A 23,957-nucleotide genomic window follows, 5' to 3' on the forward strand; every position below is an offset into this window, starting at 1 on the left:
CCATGGCGTTGAATCTCTCCAAGAAGATCTGGCGTGTGAAAGAAATGGCGCGCAAGGAAGGCGTTTTTGCCGCCCTGCGTGCGGTGGTGCGTCGCGTGCGCCAAGGCCCAGGGCGGTATGTGGATGTCTTTCGCCACTACGACTTCGCCCTGCCTTATGTCTTGCCTGCCCAGTCGGGTGAGGCCAAGCCGGGCACTCTGCTGTGGTTCATTCCTGACTTCAATGTCGGGTCCGGTGGCCATCTCAACATCTTTCGCACCATCTGGCATCTGGAGCAGATGGGCTATGCCTCCAGTATCGTGATCGGCAAGCCCGTCATGCACCACGATGCGCAGGAGGCCCGCGAGGCCATTCGGAAGCACTTCTTTCCGCTTCAAGCGCAGGTGTTGTTGGGACTTGAAGATCTGCCGCCGTGCGAATTCTCCATTGCTACGGGATGGGACACTGCCTACACCGTACGTGCCTTTACGGGCGCGAAGCACAAGCTCTACTTTGTGCAGGACTACGAGCCGCATTTTTACCCCGTCGGGTCGGAGTCGGTCCTGGCACAGAATACTTACAGCTTTGGATTTTTCGGCATCACGGCGGGCGGCTGGCTGGCCAGCAAGTTGGCGAATGAATATGGCATGACCACCCACGCGGTAGGTTTTGGAGTGGAACTAGAGCGTTACCGGCGCTTGCCGCGCAGGGAGCCGGAGATTCGCCGGGTGTTCTTCTACGCGCGTCCCCCCACTCCCCGCAGGGCGTTTGAGATAGGACTTCTGGTGCTGAATGCAGTGTGGGAGCGGATGCCCGACGTCCAGTTCGTACTGGCAGGCTGGGACACGGCTGGCTATCACATTCCGTTTCCACACTTGGGGTGTGGAACCGTGGCGCTCGATGATCTGCCGGATCTCTACAGCCAGTGCGATGTGGCGCTGGTTCTGTCGCTCACGAATGCATCGCTATTGCCCCTGGAGTTGATGGCTTCGGGTTGTGCTGTTGTTTCGAATCGGGGGCCCAACGTGGAATGGCTGCTCAATGAAGACGTCGCCGCTCTGGCGGAGTCTTCGCCGGAGGGGTTGGCGGATGCAGTCTGTGACTTGTTGCAGAACGATGAACGGCGCCATGCTTTGAGCGCACGGGCCGAAAAGTTTGCGCGGGCGCAGACTTGGGACATGGTTGCGAAGGACTTTGAAGCCGCCCTGCTGCACGCGCGCACCCAGCAGCAAGTGGAGGCTTCCTGATGCGTTGCGCGATTCTGGGAGGTGCTGGGTTTCTGGGGCGCCATATTGGACGTGCCATGGCGTCGGAAGGCGCAGAAGTGTGGTCGGTAGACCGGTCATTGTCGGCTGCGGGTAGTGCTCCCTGGCTGGCAGGAGAGGTGCAGGCAGATTGTTTTGACCTGCCCTCCTGGTGGGATGTGGTGGGGGGGGCAGACGTGATTGTTCACCTCGCTTCCTCCACGGTGCCGGCCACGGCCAGTGAGGACCCCATCCAGGATGTCCAGACCAATCTGGTGGGGACCTTGCGCCTTCTTCAGGAATTGCGAAAAAAGGCTGTGCGCCCCAGGTTGCTGTTTGCGTCATCCGGCGGGGCGGTGTACGGGCGGCCGCAGTATGTGCCTTTGTGTGAGGCCCATCCCACCATGCCCATGGGGGCCTACGGCGCCACCAAACTGGCGATTGAGCACCACTTGCGCATCGAAGAAGCACAGCATGGCCTGCCATGCCGGATTCTGCGCTTGAGCAATCCCTACGGTGAGTGGCAGCAACCCCATGGAGTCCAAGGTGTGATTGCCGTTTTTGCACACCGTGCGCTCAATGCGCAACCGCTGGATGTGTGGGGAGACGGGTCCGTGGTGCGCGATTTTGTTTACGCTGCGGATGTGGGATATGCGTTCGCAGCAGCGGCGCGCCATGAGGGGGAGACCCGGATATTCAACATTGGCGGTGGTGCAGGGCACAGCGTCAACGATATTGTGCACACCCTGGAGCAGTTGTTGGGGCATGCCGTAGAACGGCGTGTATTCCGCGCGCGTCCTTTTGACCCACCGGTCAATGTGTTGGACATTCAGCGTGCCCAGAACGAGCTGTTCTGGAAGCCGACGATGGCTTTCGAGGACGGGGTGGCCAAATCGGTCGAATGGCTGCGGACGGTAGCATGACGCGCCCTGTTTCCCATTCCACTGGGGTCTCATCGGCAGCGCCGCGCAATGCGCGCCAGTTGTGGGTGCTTTGGCGTTACTGGATGGTGCGCGAGTTCAAGACCCGCTATGCCGGTTCGGTATTGGGTTTTGCCTGGGCTTTTGTTCAGCCCGTTGCCACGCTGGCCATCTTCTATGTTCTTTTTGGCCTGGTGCTGGCGGTGCGGGTGCCCGGGCTGGACGTGAACAATGGCTATCTGCTGCACCTTCTGGCAGGGCTTGCAGTCTGGCTGCCCTTTACCGATGCCATTGGCCGGGGGGTTGGGTCTCTGGCGGCCTATGAGGACTTTCTGCGCAAGCAGCCTATGCCTGCGGAGATACTGCCCGCAGTGTCCGTTGGCGGCAGCCTGCTCGTTCTGGGTATTGGCTATGCGCTGTTGATTGTCTTGTCGGTGGTGCAGGGTGTGGGGCCTTACGCGTCATTGGCTTGGCTGCCGGTTCTGGTGCTGGCCCAGATTGCGCTGACCTTTGGTCTTACGTTGTTGCTGAGCATGGCCCATTTTCTGTGGCGTGATGTGGGCTCCATGGTGGCCTTCGCACTACAGCTCTGGTTCTACCTGACACCTGTCGTATACCCCCTGTCCCAGGTGCCGGAGAAATTCCACAACTGGTTCCTTTTCAACCCCGTAGCGTGCCTGGTCCTGATGGTGCAGAGCACTGTATTGCATATGCCGGTACCGCCGGGAACCCCCGTGGCCTTGGCCGTATGGGTGTGTTGCTGGGTGGAGGGGGGTGGTGGTTCTTCCGCTCCATGAAGTCTGCACTGGGCGAGGCCTTGTAAAGCCATGACGATCCGCTTTGAAGGCATTGAAAAGACCTATATGGTCTACAGCCGTCCTCAGGACCGGCTTTGGGAGTGGGTGACGCGTAAGCAGCGCCACCGTATACATGTCGCTTTGACCGGGGTGGATTTTGAGGTGCAGGCCGGCGAAACGTTTGGCCTCATTGGTGAGAACGGTGCGGGCAAAAGCACCTTGCTGAAAATCGCGGCAGGCACCATCCGTCCCACCCGTGGGCAGGTGTTTCAAGAAGGCCGCGTTGCCGCGTTGCTGGAGCTTGGTGCGGGGTTTCACCCGGAGGAGTCCGGCTACGACAACATCCGCTTCATGGCCGCGTTGCATGGGCTGGAGGGCGCCGCCATGGAGGACTTCATTGTCCGTGCCACTGCGTTCTCGGAGTTGACCAAGGAGACGCTGGAGCGGCCGGTGAAGACCTACTCATCGGGCATGTTCATGCGGCTCGCTTTTGCCGCTGCGACGGCCATCGATCCGGATGTGTTGATCGTGGACGAGGCGCTCTCCGTGGGCGACCTGCATTTCCAGAAGAAGAGCCTCAATCGCATTCTGGAGCTTCGTGAGCGAGGCGCCACGGTGCTTTTCTGTTCCCACAACCTGTATCAGGTACGAAGCCTCTGTCAGCGGGCGGCATGGATACACGGTGGTCGCGTGCAAGCGATCGGAGCGACCGAGGACGTGGTGACCGCCTACGAATCCCATGAGCGACGCAGGTATGCCCACCTGCGCGTCGAGGCCCATGAGGCTGCAAAAAAGGATGAAGCGGCGCAGCCCGCAGCGGCGTCTTCGTCGGGAGCACCGCTGGTAAAAATCGCAGGCCTGACGATCGAAACGGGGGACGGCATCAACCCTGCGCAGGTGGATTCGTTTCAGGATCTGTCGGTAGAGATCGAGATCGAGTCCTATGCGGACGCGCCGTTTCATGTGTTGTTTGCAATTGTTCGCCCGGACAAGGACAACGTTTTTGGCACGAGCACGCAGTTTCGCGCCGAGGGTAAGCCGCTGCAGGGCACTGGCAGCCACCGCATTCGTGCCAGGTTCCCCCGCTTGCCGCTGCTGTCTGGTGAGTACCTCTGGAGCGTGTATGTCCTGGATGATTCAGGTATCCAGGTGCTGGACATGGCGGAACTTATCCAGCCCTTTACCGTGCTGAACCAGAAGCACCGGGAGTTTGGTGTTGCCTGGCTGGAACACGAATGGGTGCTGGCGGAATGACGCGAGCCTGGTCTCTGGACCTGCTTTTCCCTCTCATTGCCCGGCTGCCTACGACCCTGCCCTGGCGGCTGGCCGGGCGGATAGGGCGGGAATCAGCTGCGGAGCGCGAGCACCTGCTGCGCTGGCTCGAAAGCTTGTTTGCCCGGGTCTTCCCGGAAGCCACGGGGGAGCAGCATGCGCTATGGGCTCGCGCCCACTTGGCCATGTTAGCGCAGGAGATGGTGGATGCCATGGCCTTCAGCCGCCTGGGCCGTTCCGGAGGGCCGACCATTGATCTGCAAGGTGCCGAGTTTGCCAAAGGCCTGGCTCGCCAAGGCAAGGGCTTCATACTGGTTCTCAATCACTATGACCGGCTTCTGACTGCCCCGGTTGCTTTGGCGAGGGAGGGTGTCGCCACCAATGTTCTGACCATGCCGGTCTTGGACAACCCGGAGCTTGAGGCTGCGCAGCGCCGCTTTTTGCTGCGAAAAATTCAAGGTTATACCGAGGTGACCGGTGGAAAATGGCACACCACGAGTGAAGGGCTGCGCCCGGTGCATGAAAGCCTGCGGGCGGGGCAAGCGTGGGTGATTCTGGCTGATGCATGGCGACCTGAGTTTGGCCGCTTGCGTGGTAACCCCTTTCTGGGCGGAAACCTGAGTCTGCCCACAGGTATTGAGCGTCTGGCGCAATCCACGGGCGTTCCGTTGCTGCATGCTGTGACTCATTCCCGACGCCCTGACCATCTGGAGGTTGTCGTCGAGCCATTGCCGGAAAATCCCAGGCAGGCGATCGATAGAGTCATCCAGCGGCTGGAGCAGGATGTTCTGGCCCGGCCTTGGGCATGGTGGCAGTGGGGATTGTGGGATCAGATGTGGCAGCCCGAACCGGCGCCAAAGGCGGAGGGAAATGCATGACCAATATTGAGCGATACGACTACGCATTCGACCCGGATGGTGAGGAGTGGGCCGCTCGGTTGCTGCGCCGCGTACCACCAGGTGGCGGCTCGGTCTTGGAGCTTGGGCCGGGCCCTGGCGCCATGACCCGTGTTCTCCTGGCGCGGGGCTATCGCGTCACGGTGGTGGAAAACGACCCCGAGGCGCTGGAAGTGCTCAAGACACTGGACGTGGAGGTCATCCCTGGAAATCTGGACAGCACCGACTGGCTGGATGCGCTCAAGGGTCGGCAGTTTGATACGGTGATGGCTTGTGATGTGCTGGAACACCTCAGAAAGCCCGAGGATGTGCTGCAGCGGTTGAGTGAGTTTGTCGCTCCCATGGGCTGTCTACTGATTTCCGTTCCGAACATCGCCTATGCCGGGGTGCTGGCTTCTATGCGAAGCGGCATCTTTGACTATTCCGACAAGGGCCAATTGGACAGGACCCATGTCCGTTTCTTTACCAAACGTAGCATGGAGAAGATGTTGCTGGACTGCGGATGGGCTCCCCGAGTCTGGGAAGCCAATAGGGTACCCGTTGAATGCAGCGAATTCGCCGGCTACTGGAGCGCCCTGTCGGGCGACCAGCGCCAGGCGTTGTTGGCTGGGTGGCAGGACTTTGACGTCTACCAGTGGATGGTGGTGGTCACGCCTTCTGTGGATGCCCCAACGTGGGAGCTGAAAGAGGCTCGGGGCATGGCGGACGGCTTGCGCGACGAGTTGCAAGCACTGACGGTGCTGCACCAGCGCGAACGAGCTTCGTTGCTGGAGCACCAGAAGGCCTTTGCGGAAGCCAAGGACCTCATTGGGAAACTCCAGCAAGAGATCAATGAGTTGCGCACCGAGGTGGGTTCGCTGCGGTCCGAAAAGACACTGGTGGAGTCTGAGCTTGCGACCACGCAAATAGCGTTGCAGGCCAGGACGGCGGAGCTGAACGATCGCGCATGGCGCAGCCGTTGGCGCAGGCTCATGGGCTCGCATCACAGCCGGTGAACATGACGGACATGCTGCTGGGAATTCCTGCTTTCACGGCGTCACACGCAGGTGTGGATCGCATGGGCGCCGAATGTCGGATCGACCCGTCCGTCTCGGTCATGCGTTTCGGCCAGCGCTCCGATGTCTTGTGCCTGGCCGACGGGGTCAGTATCTATGCCCAGACACGGCTGGTGCTGGGCGATGTGGTGGCAGATCCCTGCGTGGGTATCTGCATCGGAGCCCGTACTATCGTCAATGTGGGAGGCTACCTGTCGGGTGAAGGTGGCCTGGAGATTGGTGAGGATGTCCTGATTGGCCCCCATGCCAAGCTGCTGTCCGCCGGCCATGCCATCGATGGGGGGGATGTGGTGATTGCTCGCAACCGAATCACCCGGGCAAGAATCGTTGTGGAAGACGGTGCCTGGATCGGTGCTGGCGCGATTGTTCTAGAGGGCGTGACGATTGGCCGTGGCGCGGTCGTGGCAGCCGGGGCGCTGGTGCGACAGGATGTCCCGGCGGGCATGGTGGCTGCAGGTATGCCCGCCAGGCTGATCCGTTCAAGGCGGGGGGATGCATGGCCGGAGCCTCAGCCCGAGGCAGCGGCCTCCTGGTTTCAACGGGTCGGTGCTGGGCTGAAAAGTTTCTTTCGCGAAGGGCGCGAGGTCAAATGAGAACCATGAGTCTGTTTTGGAAGGAGTCTGACGAGCGCGACCTCCCATCGCTTGGGGCGGTCATGCGTGGTGTCATGCTCTTGGTTTTTCTGGTTGGGGGATGGTTGCCGTCCTCCTGGGCGAACCAGGTGTGGGAGTTTGTGGATGGGGAGGGCGTAACCCACATCGGCAATGTGCCTCCTTCGGCGGCTACGCGGGGTGTGATCTGGCTCAGCCGTGTGCCTCCCGCCTCGGTGGTGAAGGGCAAGGATCGCAGCCCCTCTGCACTGCAGTTTCCGGGCTATGACGACGTCAAGCAGCACCTGGAAGCGGCGGCGGTGGCGCAGTCGCTGGACCCTGCATTTGTGATTGCCGTCGCGGCAGCAGAGTCGGCCTTCAATGTGAAAGCCGTTTCGCGCAAAGGTGCGTTGGGGCTGATGCAGGTCATGCCGGCAACGGCTGAGCGTTATGGGGTTGCAGCGCGCCCTTCGTCAGACGGAGAGCATGCCGCGATGGAGCCCAAAGTGAATGCGCAGATTGGCACCCGCTACCTGGCCGATCTGCTGCGCATGTTCGATGGTGACAAGGAACTGGCGCTGGCGGCGTACAACGCCGGGGAAGGTGCCGTGATCAAGTATGGTCGGCGCATCCCGCCGTATCCCGAAACGCAGCAGTACGTGGAAAAGGTGATGCGTTTTTACCGTGGCTCGCTTCGGTAGTGGCCCCGGGTTCTGACCGCATGAACCCCTCCATGGCCCCCTCGGAGTTGTCGAGGGGCCGGCCTGATTCAGGCTCGGACCTTCGTGGTGGCGTCTTGCCAGGTTCTCCCCACATGGCGTCCTTGGAGCATGCCAACAGCCCCAGTCCGCTGGGATGGGGCTGCGTGGATAGCGCTTTCTTACAGGTGCTGGGACCGAGTGCGGGTACCATCGGCCGCTCATGATCTGGTTATCTGTGGTGGCATTCATCGTTGCAGCGTTGGCGGCAGGGTTCATCGTGCGGTGGATGCACAGCCACGCTTCCGTGTACGGCAACGGCATGCCCCAACGCTTTCATCTGGGGGACGTTCCCCGCTTGGGGGGAGCCGCATTGCTGCTGGGCATTGGGTGCAGTTGGGGCCTTGGTGTTCTTCAATCTACCCATTGGGGTGATCCTGGCTCGCTGAAGCTCGGAGCTTGGGTGGGGGGCTGGCTGGTGGCCTTGCTGCCCGCCGCGCTGGGCGGCATTGCGGAGGACATGACCCAGCGCCTGTCTGTGCGTTACCGGTTGAGCCTGACCGGTGCATCCGGCGCTCTGGCGGTGATCCTGTTGGATCTGACCTTGCCGCGCATGGGGTGGCCCTGGCTGGATTCTTTGCTGGCCGCTGCACCGTGGCTGGGCGTTGCGGTGGTTGTTCTGGCGGTTGCGGGACTTCCCCATGCATTCAACATCATTGATGGCTACAACGGCCTGGCGGGCATGGTGGCTCTGATCGTTTGCCTGGCGCTGGCCCATGTGGCCCTGCAGGTGGGGGACCGTGCGCTGGCTGCGCTGTTGGTGTCCACGGCGGCGGCGACGGGCGGGTTTCTGGTCTGGAACTACCCGCGCGGCATGCTGTTCGCGGGGGATGGCGGTGCCTACGTGTGGGGCGGCGTGATTGCCCTGGCCAGCATTTCCCTGGTGCAGCGCAACGCCGATGTGTCGCCCTGGTTCCCCATGCTTTTGCTGATCTACCCCGTCTGGGAAACGATCTTCTCGATCTACCGCAAGACCGTGCGGGGCGTGTCCCCCGGCGTGGCAGATGCGCTGCATTTTCACCAACTGATTTACCGTCGCATTGTTCGGGGTGTCTTCCACGACGATGAATCGCGCAGGGTGTTGATGCGCAATAACCGCACATCCCCCTACCTGTGGGGCTTCACCTTGCTGACGGTGGTGCCTGCGGTACTGTTCTGGAGCAATACCCCACTGCTGATGGCGTTTTGCGGCCTGTTCGTCATCAGCTATGTGATGGCCTACCTGGCCATTGTGCGTTTCAAGGTACCCAACTGGTTGCGCCACTGACGGCGGGTGCGCTGGCAAACCCAGCGCGCCGCGCGAATGCGGCACAATTTGCGCCTCACCGTTTTCTCTGGATGGCCCGCCTCCATGACCGACCTTCTTTCGATTGCCCCGCGCGACAAGGCTGAAATCCTGGCCCAGGCGCTGCCTTACATCCGCAAGTTCCATGGCAAGACCATGGTCATCAAATATGGCGGCAACGCCATGACCGACCCCGCGCTGCAGGCCGACTTTGCCGAGGACGTGGTGCTGCTCAAGCTCGTGGGCATGAACCCCGTGGTCGTGCACGGCGGCGGGCCTCAGATTGAGACGGCGCTGAACCGCTTGGGCAAGAAGGGCGAGTTCATCCAGGGCATGCGTGTGACCGATGCTGAGACCATGGAAGTGGTCGAGTGGGTGCTGGCCGGCGAGGTGCAGCAGGACATCGTGGGCCTGATCAACCAGGCCGGCGGCAAGGCCGTGGGCCTGACGGGGCGCGACGGCGGCATGATCCGTGCGCAGAAGCTCAAGATGGTGGACAACAAGAACCCGTCCATCGAGCACGATGTGGGGCAGGTGGGAGACATCGTCTCCATCGATCCGAGTGTGGTCAAGGCGCTGCAGGACGACGCCTTCATCCCCGTCATCAGCCCCATCGGCTTTGGTGAGAACAACGAGAGCTACAACATCAACGCCGACGTGGTCGCCAGCAAGCTGGCCACGGTGCTGCAAGCGGAAAAGCTCATGCTGCTGACCAACACGCCCGGTGTGCTGGACAAGGCGGGCAATCTGCTCACCGACCTGACGGCCCGCGAGATCGATGCGCTGTTTGCCGACGGCACCATCTCTGGCGGCATGCTGCCCAAGATTGCGGGAGCGCTGGATGCTGCCAAGGCCGGCGTGAACGCAGTGCACATCATCGATGGGCGTGTGCCGCACGCCATGCTGCTCGAAATCCTGACCGACCAGGCTTACGGGACCATGATTCGTAGCCATTGAAATGGTCCATCCCTCTGAGTCGCTTCGCGCCTTCTCCCTTCTCTCGCTTCGCGGGGTGGGTGACGTCGCCAGCGCCAGCACAAGGTATTGGGGGCCCTTGCGCGGTGGCCGCTGGCTGAGGCTGCGCCAGCCTATTGCGCATGCTGCGATGCACAGCGAACAAGTGGGTTGATATGCGACTATTGCTGGTCGAAGACGATGTGATGGTTGCCAGCGGCATCAAGCTGGGGCTGACCGACGCGGGGTACGCCGTGGATTGGGTCGGAAGCGGTGAGCGCGCCGAAGAGGTGCTGCGCACCGAGTCGTTCGACGCGGCCATCATCGATATCGGCCTGCCGGCCATGGATGGGCTGGAACTCACCCGCCGCCTGCGCCGCCCTGATATGGCAAGCCCCGCCCTGCCGGTGCTGATCCTCACCGCGCGCGATGCACTGCATGACCGCGTGCAGGGGCTGGACTTGGGGGCCGACGACTACATGGTCAAGCCCTTCGAGCTGCCTGAATTGCTGGCACGCCTGCGCGCCCTGCTGCGCCGCTCGCAAGCTGCCACCACGGCGGTGCTGAGCTTTGGTCCGCTGGAGCTGGACACGGCTGGCCGCCGCGCCAGCATCCGTACCGGGGACGGGGAGCAGGTCATTGAACTCGGTCCGCGTGAATGGACTGTGCTGGAGTACCTGCTCATCAATGCCCCCAAGCCTGCCAGCAAGGACAAGCTTCTGCAGGCTCTGACGGGCTGGGACAAAGAGATCACGCCCAACGCGGTGGAGGTCTACGTCTCCCGGCTGCGCGGCAAACTGGAGCCGCATGGCGTGGCGCTGCGTTCGATCCGCGGGTTCGGCTATCGGCTTGAACTCCAGGCCGCCTGAGCGGAACCGGCCTGGCTGAAGCCGTCGGTAAGGATCATGATGACGCCGCCGGACCGAGCCATCCCTTCCCCACGGCCCGGCCTGCGTGCCATGACCTCCGACCTGCGCAATCGGCTGCTGATCTTGCTGGTGCTGCCTTTGTGCGCGCTGGCTTTGGTGGGCGTGTGGCTCGACTACCGCTCGGCCGACGAGGCCGCCGGGCGGCACGACCAGCGCCTGCTGCGGCTGTTGCCCGCACTGGCAGATTCGGTGCTGGCCCCGTCGATCCGTGACCATGAGCCGCCCTTGCTGCTGCTGGCGCCTCCGGTCGAAGACTTTCTGCGCCAGAACACCGGGTTTGCGGGTTACAGCGTGCGCGACATCTCAGGACGCCTGTTGCTGGGCGACGACTGGGTGCACAGTGCCGTGCCCACCACCCATGCGCCCGAGTTCCACAGCGTTGAGTTTGGCGGCGTGACCTACAGGGTGGCGGTGCAGCGTGGTCGCACCGGGGCCGGCGAACTGGTGGTGGCGTTGGCCGACGGGTCTGACCCGCGCCAGCAATGGGCGCAGCAGCTCCTGCTGCGGGTGCTGCTGCCCAACCTGGTGCTGGTGGCTGCCGCCGCGCTGGCCATCCACTGGGCTGTAGGCCGGGCCTTCAAACCGCTGGTGGACTTGGCCGAAGCGGTGGAGCACCGTTCGCCGCGTGACCTGAGCCCTATCGACGAAGCCTCGTCGCCCGCCGAGGTGCGCCCGCTCGTGCACTCGCTCAACCGCCTGTTTGCACTGGTCAATGCGCAGGCGGAAGGGCAGCGCCGCTTTGTGGCCGATGCGGCGCACCAGCTGCGCACCCCGCTGGCGGGCCTGCAGGCACAGGTCGAAGCCTGGGCCATGATGGCCAAGGCGGCGGCACCACCCCGGGTGTCTTTGTCAAATTTTGAGGGAAAATTGCCGCTAGCGCATGATGGGAAGGCGAAAGGTGCTATTGTTTTAGGAGTTGACCAGATCGAGAAGCTGCGCAATGCCACGCGCCGCACTTCGCAGCTTGCCCACCAGCTGCTGGCACTGTCGCGCGCCGATGCGCGCAGCCTGGACGCGCAGCCGCCCCAGCGCGTAGACCTCAAGGACCTGTGCGAAACCCTGCTGGAGACCTTTCTCGACCCAGCCACCGGCAAGGGGCTGGACCTGGGGCTGGAAGTCCAGCCCGTGCATGTCACCGGCCATGGCTGGCTGCTGCGCGAGTTGTTGTCCAACCTGGTGGACAACGCCATCAAGTACACCCCGGCAGGCGGCATTGTGACCATACGCTGTGGCATGCGCCAAGGGCGCGCAGGGCCGCCACGTGTGTTCATCGAGGTGGAAGACGATGGGCCTGGCGTGCCCGATGCCGAGCGAGGGCGCGTCATGCAGCGTTTTTACCGGGTGCCCGGTACGGTGGGCGAGGGCACGGGGCTTGGGCTGGCCATTGCCGACGAAATTGCGCGCGTGCACCGCGCTGCCCTCACGCTGGGCACCGGCCCGCTGGGGCACGGCCTGCTGGTGACTGTGGTGTTTCCGCTGTAAATCGGCGTAGTGGCAGCTGCTCTCGCCCGTGCCCATGGGGCCGCCCCAGGGCCTGTGCGAGAATCATTTCCACACATGATTTACGCCCTGCCGCAGGCCGGTGCATGCCCACCTGGCATGTGAACCGGGCGCAGGGTGCCCTTGGCCGCATGGCCTTACCCCAGCCCTTGTCCCTGCATGTCTGAACTTTCGCCCCTCCCCGAGCCAGCCAGTACCGACGACGGGGGCGAAACTCCGGCTGCGCGCAAACGGCCCAAGCCGGGTGAGCGGCGCGTACAGATCCTGCAAGCGCTGGCGGCCATGCTCGAGCAGCCTGGGGCAGAGCGCATCACCACCGCCGCGTTGGCGGCGCGTCTTTCTGTCAGCGAGGCCGCGTTGTACCGCCACTTCGCCAGCAAGGCGCAGATGTTCGAAGGGTTGATCGACTTCATCGAGCAGACCGTGTTCACCCTGGTCCAGCAGATTACCGGCCGCGATGTACCCGATCCGGACCAGTCTGCCGAAGTGGGCACGCGCCAGGCTGCGCGGATCGTGGCGTTGCTGCTGCAGTTTGGCGAGCGCAACCCCGGCATGGTGCGCGTGATGGTGGGCGATGCCCTGGTGTTTGAGCACGAGCGCCTGCAGCAGCGCATGAACCAGTTTTTTGACCGCATCGAATCCACTCTGCGCCAGTGCCTGCGCCCGGCGGTAGCGGGCTCTGCCACACCCACTGTGGATGCCCAGGTCGCGGCCAGCGTGCTCACGGCGTTTGCCGTGGGGCGCCTGCAACGCTACGCGCGCTCGGGTTTCAAGCGCCTGCCATCGGAGCACCTGGAAGCCAGCCTGGCGCTGATTCTCTGATACCACCGCCTGGGTGCCGCCTGCCGTGGGCGGCCCTGTGGCGGGGGCGGAAGCGATGGGGTGGGGCAGTGGGTGGCACCGCCGCAACGAATGGTTTGGGTGGGCCTCCCTATTTTTTCCGGGGGTTTTGGTCGGGCGGAGAATTTGCTGCAGAATAGAACGAACGTTCGTTTTTATTTGCCCGCATGTCCGCCACCTCTTCATCCAGCCAGGTCACCCGCATCCCGCGCGCTCGCAGCGGTACCGGCCGCGCCCTGCAAAAAGGCCAGCAAACCAAGGCGGCCATCGTCGAGGCAGCGCTGGGACTGGCCACGCACATCGGGCTGGAAGGCCTGTCCATTGGGGCGTTGGCCGACGTCACGGGCATGAGCAAGTCGGGCGTGTTTGCCCATTTTGGCTCTCGCGAAGAGCTGCAGATCTCCGTGGTTCGTGAATACCACACGCGTTTCGAGCAGGAAGTGTTCTACCCCGCCATGTCCGCGCCGCGTGGCCTGGCCCGGCTCAGCGCCATGTTCGACAACTGGATGAAGCGCACTTCCATCGAAATCGATTCGGGCTGCATCTACATCAGCGGTGCGGTCGAATTTGATGACCGCACCGGCCCCGTGCGTGACGCGCTGGCCAGCTCGGTGCTGACCTGGCACGCCGCCATGCGCCGCGCCATCGAGCAGTGCAAGGGCCTGGGCGAGCTGCGCGCGGACACCAATGCCGAGCAGATGCTGTTCGAGATCCACGGCCTCATCCTCGCGCTGCACTACGAAGCGCGGTTCCTGCAAACCCCGGGCTCCATGGCCCGGGCGGTGCAGGGCTTTCACAACATCCTGGCGCGTTACAGCGCCGCAAAACCTGGCGCCACCGCAGAAGCCGCCCCCGCTGCTGCTGCCAAGCGCCGCAAAGTTTCCAACCAAACCACCACCTCCAAGGAGTAAACCCCATGCCTATGTACACGCCGCCCCTGCGCGACATGCAATTCGTCATGCACGAAGTGCTCAAGGTCAGCGATGAATTCAAGGCCATGCCGCCCCACGCCGAGGTGGATGTGGACACCATCAACGCCGTGCTCGAAGAAGCCGGCAAGTTCGCCGCCGAAGTGACCTTCCCGCTGAACATCAGCGGCGACACCGAAGGCTGCGTGCTCGACAAAACCACGCACGAGGTGAAGCCCCCGTCGGGCTTCAAGGATGCCTACGCCAAGTACGTCGAAGGCGGCTGGGCGGCGCTGTCGTGCGACCCCGCCTATGGTGGCCAGGGCCTGCCCTTCGTGCTGAACCAGTGCCTGTACGAGATGATGAACTCGGCCAATCAGGCCTGGACCATGTACCCCGGCCTGTCGCACGGCGCGTACGAAGCCCTGCACGCCCACGGCACCGAAGAGCAAAAGAAGATCTACCTGCCCAAGCTGACCAGCGGCGAGTGGACCGGCACCATGTGCCTGACCGAACCCCACTGCGGTACCGACCTCGGCCTGCTGCGCACCAAGGCCGAGCCGCAGGCCGACGGCACCTACAAGATCACCGGCAACAAGATCTTCATCAGCGCCGGCGAGCACGACATGACCGCCAACATCGTGCACCTGGTGCTGGCCCGCCTGCCCGATGCGCCCAAGGGCAGCAAGGGCATCAGCCTGTTCGTCGTGCCCAAGTTCAACGTGAAGGCCGATGGCTCGCTGGGCGAACGCAACCCGATCTTCTGCACGGGCCTGGAGCACAAGATGGGTATCCACGGCAACGCCACCGCGCAGATCGCCATCGACGGCGCCATCGGCACCATGGTGGGCCAGCCCAACAAGGGCCTGGCAGCCATGTTCGTGATGATGAACGCCGCCCGCCTGGGCGTGGGCAACCAGTCGCTGGGCCTGACCGAAGTCGCCTACCAGAACGCCCTGGCCTACGCCAAGGACCGCATCCAGATGCGCAGCCTCTCGGGCGTGAAGGCCAAGGACAAGGACGCCGACCCCATCATCGTGCACCCCGACGTGCGCAAGATGCTGCTCACCGCCAAGGCCTATGCCGAAGGCGGCCGCGCGCTGCAGATCTTCTGCACGCTGCTGCTGGACAAGGTGCACAGCCACCCCGATGAAAAGGTGCGTGCCGAATCCGAAGAGATGGTGGCGCTGCTCACCCCCATCGTGAAGGCCTTCATCACCGACAACGGCCACATCAGCACCAACGCGTGCATGCAGGTCTTTGGCGGCCACGGCTTCATCAAGGAATGGGGCATGGAGCAGTACGTGCGCGACAACCGCATCAACATGATCTACGAAGGCACCAACACCATCCAGTCGCTGGACCTGTTGGGCCGCAAGATCCTGGGCAACAACGGCGCCACGCTCAAGAAGCTGGGCAAGCTGATCGGCAAGCTGGTGGAAGAAGAAGGCGTGAACGAGAAGATGGCCGAGTTCATCAACCCGGTGGCCATGCTGGGCGACCAGATGACCAAGTTCACCACCGAGATCGGCTTCAAGGGCATGCAGAACCCCGACGAAGTGGGCGCTGCCGCCGTGGACTACCTGCGCGTGGCCGGCCACCTGGTGTTCGGCTACCTGTTCGCCCGCATGGCCCAGGTCGCCCTGCGCGAGATTGCCGCTGGCAACACCGACCCGTTCTACGGTGCCAAGCTGCAGACGGCACGTTTCTACTTCGCCAAGCTGTTCCCTGAAACCGCCACGCTGATGCGCACGGCCCGTGCCGGTAGCAAGGTGCTCATGGACACGGATCTGGCCCTGGCCTGATCGGTAGATCTGCGGATTTCAAGTTTTTTTGGCACGGAGCGCCTATGTATAAAGCGGTAGCAGCTATTATTTTTGTAGCGTTTTCGGCGCCCGTCTGGGCGCAGGCGACGCCCGAAGGCCTGTGGCGCAACATCGACGACAAGACCGGCGAGGCCAAGGCCGAAATCCGCATCCGCGACATCGGCGGCGGCGTTTTGAACGGGGCGCTGGAAAAGCGCCTGTCCAAAGACGCCAAGCCCGACGATGTCTGCGACGAATGCTCGGATGACCGCAAGGGCAAGCCCATCTTGGGCCTGGAGATCATCCGGGGTGCCAAGAAGGCTGACGGCAAAGAGGTGTGGGAAGGCGGCAAGATTCTCGACCCCGAGAACGGCCGCAACTACACCCTGCGCATGACCCCCGTCGAGGGCGGCAAGAAGCTCGAAGTGCGGGGCTCCATCGGCCCCTTTGGCCGCACGCAAACCTGGATCCGCGTCCAGTAAACCCCATTCCCGTGGCCTTGTGCACCCCCCGCGGTGTTGCGCAACGCCCCAACCAGGAACCCAACCCATGTCCCGATTCCAAGTGAAAAAAGTCGCCGTACTCGGCGCAGGCGTGATGGGCGCGCAGATTGCCGCCCACCTCGTCAACGTGAAGGTGCCCGTGGTGCTGTTCGACCTGCCTGCCAAGGAAGGCCCGAAGAACGGCATCGTCACCAAGGCCGTGGAAGGCCTGAAGAAGCTCAAGCCCTCGCCCCTGGGCGTGGCCGACGACGCAGCGCTGATCCAGCAGGCCAACTACGAAGAGCACATGCACCTGCTCAAGGAATGCGACCTCGTGATCGAGGCCATTGCCGAGCGCATGGACTGGAAGCTGGACCTGTACACCAAGATCGCTCCCCATGTGGCCAAGCATGCCATCCTGGCGTCCAACACCTCGGGCCTGTCGATCACCAAATTGAGCGAAGTGCTGCCCGAGAGCATCAAGCCCCGCTTTTGCGGCATCCACTTCTTCAACCCCCCGCGCTACATGACGCTGGTGGAGTTGATCAACACCCCCACCACCCAGCCTGAAGTGCTGGACCAGCTTGAAGCCTTTGTGACCAGCGGCCTGGGCAAGGGCGTGGTGCGCGCGCACGACACGCCCAACTTCGTGGCCAACCGCGTGGGCATCGCCGGCATGCTGGCCACGATGAAAGAGGTCGAGAACTTCGGCCTGACCTATGACGTGGTGGACGACCTCACAGGCAAGAAGCTCGGCCGCGCATCGAGCGGCACCTTCCGCACCGCTGACGTGGTGGGCCTGGACACCATGGCCCACGTCATCAAGACGCTGCAGGACAACCTGAGCATCGAGACCGACCCCTTCTACGAAAGCTTTGGCACGCCCGCCGTGCTGAAAAAGTTGCTGGAACTGGGCAATCTGGGCCAGAAGACCAAGGCCGGCTTTTTCAAGAAGGTCGGCCGCGACGTGATGCGCTTCGAGCTGGAAAGCGAAGAGTACGTGCCCGCTGGCCAGAAGGCCGACGAGGTATACGCTCGCATGCTCAAGAAGCCCGCTGCCGAGCGCCTGCGCCTGCTGCGCAACGCAGAAGGTGCGCCCGGCCAGTTCCTCTGGGCCATCCTGCGCAACAGCTTCCACTACGCTGCCGTGCACCTGGGCACCATCGCCGACAACGCCCGCGACGTGGACCAGGCCATGCGCTGGGGCTTTGGCATGAAGCAGGGCCCCTTCGAGTTGTGGCAGGAAGCCGGTTGGCTCGAAGTCGCGAAGATGATCCAGGAGGACATCGATGCCGGCAAAGCGCTGTGCAAGGCTCCGCTGCCCGAGTGGGTCTTCAAGGGCCCCGTGGCCGAAGCCGGTGGCGTGCACACCGCGCAAGGTTCCTGGAGTGCATCGCAGAACAAGTTTGTGCCCCGCCGCCAGCTGCCCGTGTACGAGCGCCAGATCTTCCCCGAGGCCCTGCTGGGCGAAACCAGCCTGCCCGACTGGCGCACCGCTGGCACCACCATTGCTGAATCGAAAGCCCTGCGCACCTGGACGCTCGACGGCCAAGTGCTCATCGCCAGCATCAAGAACAAGATGCACGCCATCAGCCCCGAGGTGATGGAAGCGCTGATGGAAGCGCTGGAACTGGCCGAGTCTGAGTACCAGGGCATGGTCATCTGGTCTGGCGACGCCCCGTTCAGCGTGGGTGCGGATCTGGAAGCCACGATGCCTGCCTTCATGGTCGGCGGCGCCGATGCGGTGGAAAGCATCGAGCAGGAACTGCAGAACCTGATGATGCGCATTCGCTATGCGCAGGTGCCTGTCGTCGCAGCCATCCATGGCATGGCGCTGGGCGGTGGTTGCGAGCTGGCCGTGTATTCGGCCAAGCGCGTGGCCCACATGGAAAGCTACATCGGCCTGGTCGAAGTGGGCGTGGGCCTGGTGCCCGGCGCCGGCGGCCTGACCTACATCGCCCGCCGCGCGGCCGAGAACATGGCAGCTTCCACATCCAAGGACATCCTGCCTTTCCTGACCGAGGGCTTCACTGCCGCCGCCATGGCCAAGGTGGGCACCAGTGCCATCGAATCGCGCAAGCTGGGCTTTTTGCTGGACAGCGACATCATCGTGCCCCACAAGGACGAGCTGCTGTTCGTGGCCATCAACGAGGCCAAGTCCATGGCCGCCAGCGGCTGGCGTGCCCCGCACAAGCGCCTGTTCCCCGTGGCGGGCCGCAGCGGCCTGGCCACCATCAAGGCCCAGCTGGTGAACATGCGCGACGGCGGTTTCATCAGCGCCTACGACTTCCAGATCGGCGCCATGATTGCCGAGGTGGTCTGCGGTGGTGACGTGGACGCTGGCGCGCTGGTGAGCGAGGAGTACCTGCTCGCGCTGGAGCGCAAGGTGTTCTGCCACCTGATCGCCCAGCCCAAGACGCATGAGCGCATCCTGGGCATGCTGTCCACCGGCAAGCCGGTTCGCAACTGATCCGAACGTCGATTGACAACCGGCTGACCGACATGAGCGAATACGCCCCCAACAAACTGCAGCGCTCGCTGATGCGCCTGGACGAGGCGCCCGCCTTCATGCGTGGCTTCGTGCAGAACATCATCCTGCGCCGGGCCGTGCCCTTTACCGGCACGGCCGGGGTGAAGTTCGTGTCGCTCACGCCTGAGCGTGTCGAAGTGCACCTTGCCAACGAGCACCGCGTGCAGAACCACATTGGTGGCGTACACGCCTCGGCCATGAACCTGCTGGCCGAAACGGCCACCGGCATGGTCGTGGGCATGAACGTGCGCGACGACTGCCTGCCGCTGGCCAAGGAGCTCTCCATGGCGTTTAAGAAGCGCGCCACGGGCGGCCTCAAGGCCGTGGCCACGCTCACCGCCGAGCAGCGCGCCGCCATGTTGGCCGGCGACAAGGGCGAGGTGCAGGTGAAAGTCACCGTGACCGACGAAGCCGGTGTAGAGCCGGTCGAATGTGTATTTACGTGGGCCTGGGTTCCTTCCAGCCGCCCACCCAAGAATTGAAGGAGTTTCACCATGGCTCAAAAACAAGTCCAGGACGCCTACATCGTCGCCGCCACGCGCACGCCCATCGGGCGCTCGGGCCGCGGTTATTTCAAGAACACCCGCCCCGACGACCTGCTGGTCGCTGCCATCAAGAGCGCCATGCTGCAGGTGCCCACGCTGGACCCCAAGGCGATTGAAGACGCCATCATCGGCTGCTCCTTCCCCGAAGGCGAGCAGGGCATGAACATGGCCCGTATTGCCGTGGGCTTGGCATTCGACCACCCTGTGGGCGGCGTGACCGTGAACCGCTTCTGCGCATCGGGCATCACCGCGCTGCAGATGGCCGCCGACCGCATCCGCGTGGGCGAGGCCGACGTGCTGATCGCCGGTGGCGCCGAGTCCATGAGCCTGGTGCCCATGGGCGGCAACAAGCCCTCGTTCAACGCCGAGATTTTTGCCAAGGACGAAAACGTAGGCATCGCCTACGGCATGGGCCTGACCGCCGAGAAGGTGGCCCAGCAGTGGAAGGTGAGCCGCGAAGCGCAAGACGCGTTTGCCCTCGAATCCCACCTGCGTGCCATAAAAGCGCAAAAGGCCGGTGAGTTCACCGACGAAATCACCCCCTTCGAAATCGTGGAGCGTTCGCCCAACCTCGCCACCGGCGAAGTAGTGGAAAAGCGCCGCACGGTGAACCTGGACGAAGGCCCCCGCCCCGACACGTCCCTCGAAGGCCTGGCCAAGCTCAAGCCCGTGTTCGCTGCGCGCGGCAGCGTCACAGCCGGCAACAGCTCGCAGACCAGCGATGGTGCGGGCGCCCTCATCGTGGCCAGCGAAAAGGCGGTGAAGCAGTTTGGCCTGACGCCCCTGGCACGTTTTGTGAGCTACGCCGCGCGAGGCGTGCCGCCTGAAATCATGGGCATTGGGCCTATCGAGGCGATTCCTGCGGCCCTGCGGTATGCGGGGCTGAAGAGTGACGACATTGGGTGGTACGAGCTGAACGAAGCATTTGCAGCGCAGTCGCTCGCCGTGATCAATACGCTGGGCCTGAACCCAGCGAATGTGAACCCGATGGGCGGTGCGATTGCGCTGGGGCATCCGCTGGGTGCCACCGGTGCCATCCGTGCGGCGACGGTGGTGCATGCGCTGCGTCGCCACAAGCTGAAGTACGGCATGGTCACGATGTGTGTAGGAACAGGCCAAGGCGCCGCCGGCATCATCGAAGCTTTGTGAGTTAGCTAGCTACTGCGCGGCTTTCATGCGTCGTTGGGCGGTGCTCGCAATCCTCACGTACCGCAAGTACGTTCCGGTTGCTGCGCTCCGTCCGCCTAGCCTGAAAGCCGCTCGCTACGCCCTTGAGGGCGGGGTGTGAAGACAGGGGAATGGGTGGGGCAAGACTTGATTGCTCTCACCCAAACCGTTCGGGCTGAGCTTGTCGAAGCCAGGGTTCTGCCCTCTCAGTGATAGTTTTCTTTTCAAGCCGACGCAGATCGGTTTCGACACAAGGAGACAGAGATGAACAAGCAAACCTTGCAGGTGAACGGGGCAGTGTCATTGGCGCTGCGTGTTTACGAACCCGAGGGCGCGCCACGCGCCAGCGTTGTCATTGGCGGCGCGATGGGGGTGCGACAGTCGTTTTACGAGGCCTTTGCGCTGTGGATGGCGCAGCAGGGGTTTCGGGTCACCACGTTTGATTACCGAGGCCACGGCGATTCGCTGCAGGGCGCCATGCGCGATGTAAAGGCGGATCTGTTTGATTGGGCGCAGGACTACGAGGCCGTGATCTCCACCGCCAAGGCCGCGCTGCCGTCGCAGCCGCTGTACCTGCTGGGGCACAGCCTGGGCGCGCAGTTGCCGGGCTTGCTGAAAAAGCCCGAGCAGGTGGCGGGCTTGCTGAGCGTGGCCGCAGGCAGCGGCTACTGGCGTGACAACGCGCCGCAGCTCAAGCGCATCGTTCCGTACTTTTGGTGGGTGCTGGTGCCGCTGGCCACGCGGCTGTGCGGGTACTTTCCGGGGCGCACGCTCAAGAAGGTGGGCGACCTGCCGGCGGGGGTGATCCTGCAGTGGCGGCGCTGGTGTCTGGACCCTGCGTACAGCGTGGGCGCCGAGGGGCCTGCGGTGGCGCAGAGTTATGGCGCGGTGCGGTTCCCGGTGCTGGCGCTGTCGATGGCCGACGACGAGCTGATGACCTTGCGTGGCACGCACAACCTGGTGAACCTGTACGCCAACACCGAGCGCCGGGTGGAGAGCATCACGCCAGCCGATCTGCAGGTGCGGCGCATCGGCCACTTCGGCTTCTTTCGCGACCAGTTCCAGCAGAGCCTGTGGCCCCGTGCGGCGGCGGCGCTGGCCGCGTTGGGTGGGGGAGTTGCGCACCAGGGCCAAGTCTCCGGCACGACGGCCTGAGTGGTCGTTTCGCGGCACACTCGCAGCATGACCTCCTCCGCTTCCACTTCATCGCCTTCATCCATCCATCCGCTGGATGAGGCGCTGCAACTGACGGCCTCGTCCGATGCGACGGGCCAGTACGAAGGGCAGACCCACCCCGGCTACTGGAACATGGTGGGCCCGTTTGGCGGCATCACCGCCGCCACGCTGCTGCAGGCCGTTCTGCAACATCCCGACCGGCTGGGCGACCCGCTGTCGCTCACAGTCAACTATGCGGGCGCTTTGACCGCTGGTGCGTTCACGGTGCAGGCAACTCCTGTTCGTACCAATCGCTCCACCCAGCACTGGACGCTGTCGATTCTGCAGGCCGGTGCCGACGGCGCGCAGGTGGTCACCACCACGGCCACCGCCGTCACGGCCGTGCGCCGCGAGACCTGGAGCGTGGGCGATGTGCCCATGCCTCAGGTGCCTCCGCCTGCAGAGCAAAAGGCCATCGTCGCCCCCTTGGGCGCTGTGGAATGGCTCAATCGCTACGAGATGCGCCCCATCGCTGGCTTCATCCCGCGCACCTGGGACGGCAGCGGCGACCACAGCCTGACGCAGCTGTGGATGCGCGACACACCACCCAGGCCGCTCGACTTTGTGGCGCTGTCCGCATTGGCCGATGTGTTCTTCCCCCGCGTGTGGCTGCGCCGCGCGCGCCAGGTGCCTGCGGGCACGGTGTCCATCACCGTGTACTTCCACGCCACGGCAGAGCAGCTGCAGGCCACGGGCACGGGCTTCCTGCTCGGCCAGGCGCGCGGGCAGGAGTTCCGCAACGGATTCTTCGACCAGACCGTGCAGCTGTGGAATGAGGCTGGCACCATGCTGGCCACCAGCCATCAGATCGTTTACTACAAGGAATAGGAAGTCGGCCTGTTGCCCTGTGCCGTACCGCATTCCTCTTGTCCCAATCCATCCGACCCGGAACCTTCACCACCATGACCGAAGCCACCCAAGACATCCTCGTCCACTCCGAAGCGGGCGTGACCACCATCACCTTCAACCGCGTGGACAAGAAGAACTCCATCACGCGCGACATGTACGCCGCCATGGCTGATGCGCTCGATGCCGCCAAGGCCGATGCCAGCGTGCGTGTGGTGGTGTTCCAGGGCGACGTGGCGATCTTCAGTGCGGGCAATGACATTGGCGATTTTTTGCAGCAGCCGCCCGCCACGCAGGACTCGCCCGTGTTCCGTTTTCTGCGCGGCATCGCCACTTTCCCCAAGCCCGTGATCGCTTCGGTCTGCGGCCCGGCCGTGGGCATCGGCACGACCATGCTGTTCCATTGCGACCTGGTCTATGCGGGCGACAACGCGGCGTTCTCCATGCCCTTCGTCAATCTGGGCCTGTGCCCCGAGGCCGCATCGAGCCTGCTGGTGCCGCAGATGCTGGGGTACCACCGCGCTGCGGAAGCCTTGCTGTTGGGCGAGCCTTTCATGGCCGAAGCAGCCCTGGAAGTGGGTCTGGTGAACCGCGTGGTGCCGCCCACCGAGTGCAATGGGGTGGCGCAGGCGCAGGCGAAGAAGCTGGCTGCCAAGCCGTTGTCGTCGCTCATCGAAACCAAGCGGTTGATGAAGGGTGGGCAGACGGCGAAGGTGCTGGAGGTGATGGCGGAAGAAGGTGAGAGCTTTGGGCGCATGTTGCGTGAGCCTGCAGCGCGGGAAGCGTTCTCGGCTTTTATGGAGAAGCGCCGTCCCGATTTCAGCGCTGTCTGAAATCCGGTCGCCGCGTGAGCGGTGCGGACTGCGGAGCAGGCCGACGGCGGTTTCGCTAAAAGCACCGACCGGATTTCGGCGCACTCTGAGTCCTTGGGTCTTGGTCATTTTGGCTGCTGGCGCCTGTCTATCAAGCGCTGGCAGCTATTGTTTTTTGTAGTTTTCGAGTTTCCGCCTACTGTTTGAGCTGAGCCTATCGAAGTTAGGGCGTGCTTGGTTTTAGTGCGGAAGCCGGGTCTCGGCCCGGCGGCCGAGGTACTTGTTCTTTGCTTCGCCAAAGAAAAGTACCCAAAAGAAAGGCGACCCCCAGTCTGCGACCCCTGCGCTTTGCTACGGGGCAAACCTGCGGCGGGGCGGTTGCGGGGTGCGCCGCAGAACTCACTGCGCTGCTTCGCAGCTCCGTTCGGACAACTGCGGCGAGTCAGTTCACGAAGCATGGGCGCTTCGACGCCCATGCCACCCCACAACCGCCCCGCCGCAGGCGCAGCCAGCAGGGGGTTGGGCAGCCGAATATCCAACAGCCGAACAGCCAAGCAGCCGCACGGGCCTTTGCTGCGCTCGGCCCCATCTCGCGGGCGCAAGCGCCACGCGCTGCGCAGGCGGGGCC

22 protein-coding genes are annotated in these 23,957 nt (G+C 63.5%); all 22 read left to right on the forward strand.

Annotated elements, in window-relative coordinates; all coding sequences use genetic code 11:
* Positions 1-2 precede the first annotated feature (2 nt).
* The 22 genes from EXV95_RS20465 (at position 3) to EXV95_RS20570 (ending at position 23,350) form a co-directional block, all read left to right on the forward strand.
* Positions 3-1,226: a glycosyltransferase family 4 protein gene (locus EXV95_RS20465; RefSeq protein WP_176888252.1), complete on the forward strand. Its 1,224-nt coding sequence runs from the start codon at positions 3-5 to the stop codon at positions 1,224-1,226.
* 56 nt (positions 1,227-1,282) lie between these two features.
* Positions 1,283-2,146 carry an NAD-dependent epimerase/dehydratase family protein gene (locus tag EXV95_RS20470; RefSeq protein WP_370460114.1) on the forward strand — a complete coding sequence of 288 codons (864 nt, stop codon included), beginning with the start codon at positions 1,283-1,285 and terminating at the stop codon, positions 2,144-2,146.
* Positions 2,143-2,940: an ABC transporter permease gene (locus EXV95_RS20475; RefSeq protein WP_255484820.1), complete on the forward strand. Its 798-nt coding sequence runs from the start codon at positions 2,143-2,145 to the stop codon at positions 2,938-2,940. The genes EXV95_RS20470 and EXV95_RS20475 overlap by 4 nt, the downstream gene beginning before the upstream one ends.
* A 30-nt stretch (positions 2,941-2,970) precedes the next feature.
* On the forward strand, positions 2,971-4,194 hold the full coding sequence (locus EXV95_RS20480) for an ABC transporter ATP-binding protein (protein WP_176888254.1): 1,224 nt from the start codon (positions 2,971-2,973) through the stop codon (positions 4,192-4,194).
* Entirely contained in the window at positions 4,191-5,090 is a 900-nt protein-coding gene (locus tag EXV95_RS20485) for a lysophospholipid acyltransferase family protein (protein ID WP_176888255.1), read from the forward strand. The genes EXV95_RS20480 and EXV95_RS20485 overlap by 4 nt, the downstream gene beginning before the upstream one ends.
* Positions 5,087-6,103 (forward strand): class I SAM-dependent methyltransferase, encoded by a 1,017-nt coding sequence (locus EXV95_RS20490; protein WP_176888256.1) that lies wholly within the window; start codon positions 5,087-5,089, stop codon positions 6,101-6,103. The genes EXV95_RS20485 and EXV95_RS20490 overlap by 4 nt, the downstream gene beginning before the upstream one ends.
* Positions 6,104-6,105: 2 nt before the next feature.
* A complete protein-coding gene (locus EXV95_RS20495; protein ID WP_255484821.1) occupies positions 6,106-6,756 on the forward strand; it encodes a DapH/DapD/GlmU-related protein in 651 nt (216 codons plus the stop codon).
* Positions 6,757-6,761: 5 nt separating this feature from the next.
* Positions 6,762-7,454 (forward strand): lytic transglycosylase domain-containing protein, encoded by a 693-nt coding sequence (locus tag EXV95_RS20500; RefSeq protein ID WP_370460115.1) that lies wholly within the window; start codon positions 6,762-6,764, stop codon positions 7,452-7,454.
* Positions 7,455-7,674: 220 nt separating this feature from the next.
* A complete protein-coding gene (locus EXV95_RS20505; RefSeq protein ID WP_029413975.1) occupies positions 7,675-8,778 on the forward strand; it encodes a glycosyltransferase family 4 protein in 1,104 nt (367 codons plus the stop codon).
* A gap of 84 nt (positions 8,779-8,862) precedes the next feature.
* Positions 8,863-9,753, forward strand: coding sequence for an acetylglutamate kinase (argB, locus tag EXV95_RS20510; RefSeq protein ID WP_055396782.1), 891 nt, complete (start codon positions 8,863-8,865; stop codon positions 9,751-9,753).
* Between the two features lie 173 nt (positions 9,754-9,926).
* Complete coding sequence (locus tag EXV95_RS20515; RefSeq protein WP_055396780.1) at positions 9,927-10,619, forward strand: response regulator transcription factor; 693 nt, start codon at positions 9,927-9,929, stop codon at positions 10,617-10,619.
* Between the two features lie 90 nt (positions 10,620-10,709).
* A complete protein-coding gene (locus EXV95_RS20520; protein WP_176889131.1) occupies positions 10,710-12,161 on the forward strand; it encodes a sensor histidine kinase in 1,452 nt (483 codons plus the stop codon).
* A gap of 177 nt (positions 12,162-12,338) precedes the next feature.
* Positions 12,339-13,001 (forward strand): nucleoid occlusion factor SlmA, encoded by a 663-nt coding sequence (gene slmA, locus EXV95_RS20525; RefSeq protein ID WP_121422251.1) that lies wholly within the window; start codon positions 12,339-12,341, stop codon positions 12,999-13,001.
* A gap of 185 nt (positions 13,002-13,186) precedes the next feature.
* On the forward strand, positions 13,187-13,930 hold the full coding sequence (locus EXV95_RS20530; RefSeq protein WP_055400968.1) for a TetR/AcrR family transcriptional regulator: 744 nt from the start codon (positions 13,187-13,189) through the stop codon (positions 13,928-13,930).
* A gap of 5 nt (positions 13,931-13,935) precedes the next feature.
* Positions 13,936-15,732: an acyl-CoA dehydrogenase C-terminal domain-containing protein gene (locus tag EXV95_RS20535; protein WP_176888258.1), complete on the forward strand. Its 1,797-nt coding sequence runs from the start codon at positions 13,936-13,938 to the stop codon at positions 15,730-15,732.
* Positions 15,733-15,776: 44 nt separating this feature from the next.
* The gene (locus EXV95_RS20540; RefSeq protein WP_055400964.1) at positions 15,777-16,214 is read left to right on the forward strand and encodes a DUF2147 domain-containing protein; all 438 of its coding nucleotides are present in this window, start codon (positions 15,777-15,779) and stop codon (positions 16,212-16,214) included.
* A gap of 67 nt (positions 16,215-16,281) precedes the next feature.
* A complete protein-coding gene (locus EXV95_RS20545; RefSeq protein WP_176888259.1) occupies positions 16,282-18,684 on the forward strand; it encodes a 3-hydroxyacyl-CoA dehydrogenase/enoyl-CoA hydratase family protein in 2,403 nt (800 codons plus the stop codon).
* Positions 18,685-18,716: 32 nt separating this feature from the next.
* Complete coding sequence (locus tag EXV95_RS20550) at positions 18,717-19,226, forward strand: DUF4442 domain-containing protein (protein ID WP_176888260.1); 510 nt, start codon at positions 18,717-18,719, stop codon at positions 19,224-19,226.
* A 12-nt stretch (positions 19,227-19,238) separates the two neighbouring features.
* The gene (locus EXV95_RS20555) at positions 19,239-20,438 is read left to right on the forward strand and encodes an acetyl-CoA C-acyltransferase (protein ID WP_176888261.1); all 1,200 of its coding nucleotides are present in this window, start codon (positions 19,239-19,241) and stop codon (positions 20,436-20,438) included.
* A 282-nt stretch (positions 20,439-20,720) separates the two neighbouring features.
* Positions 20,721-21,611, forward strand: a complete 891-nt coding sequence (locus EXV95_RS20560) for an alpha/beta fold hydrolase (protein ID WP_176888262.1) — start codon at positions 20,721-20,723, stop codon at positions 21,609-21,611.
* Positions 21,612-21,638: 27 nt separating this feature from the next.
* Positions 21,639-22,499: an acyl-CoA thioesterase II gene (locus EXV95_RS20565; protein WP_176888263.1), complete on the forward strand. Its 861-nt coding sequence runs from the start codon at positions 21,639-21,641 to the stop codon at positions 22,497-22,499.
* A gap of 74 nt (positions 22,500-22,573) precedes the next feature.
* Positions 22,574-23,350: an enoyl-CoA hydratase gene (locus EXV95_RS20570; RefSeq protein WP_176888264.1), complete on the forward strand. Its 777-nt coding sequence runs from the start codon at positions 22,574-22,576 to the stop codon at positions 23,348-23,350.
* Positions 23,351-23,957 lie beyond the last annotated feature (607 nt).

The sequence above is a fragment of the Acidovorax sp. JMULE5 genome, assembly GCF_013376875.1.
In the GTDB taxonomy this organism is placed as follows: Bacteria; Pseudomonadota; Gammaproteobacteria; order Burkholderiales; family Burkholderiaceae_C; genus Acidovorax; species Acidovorax facilis.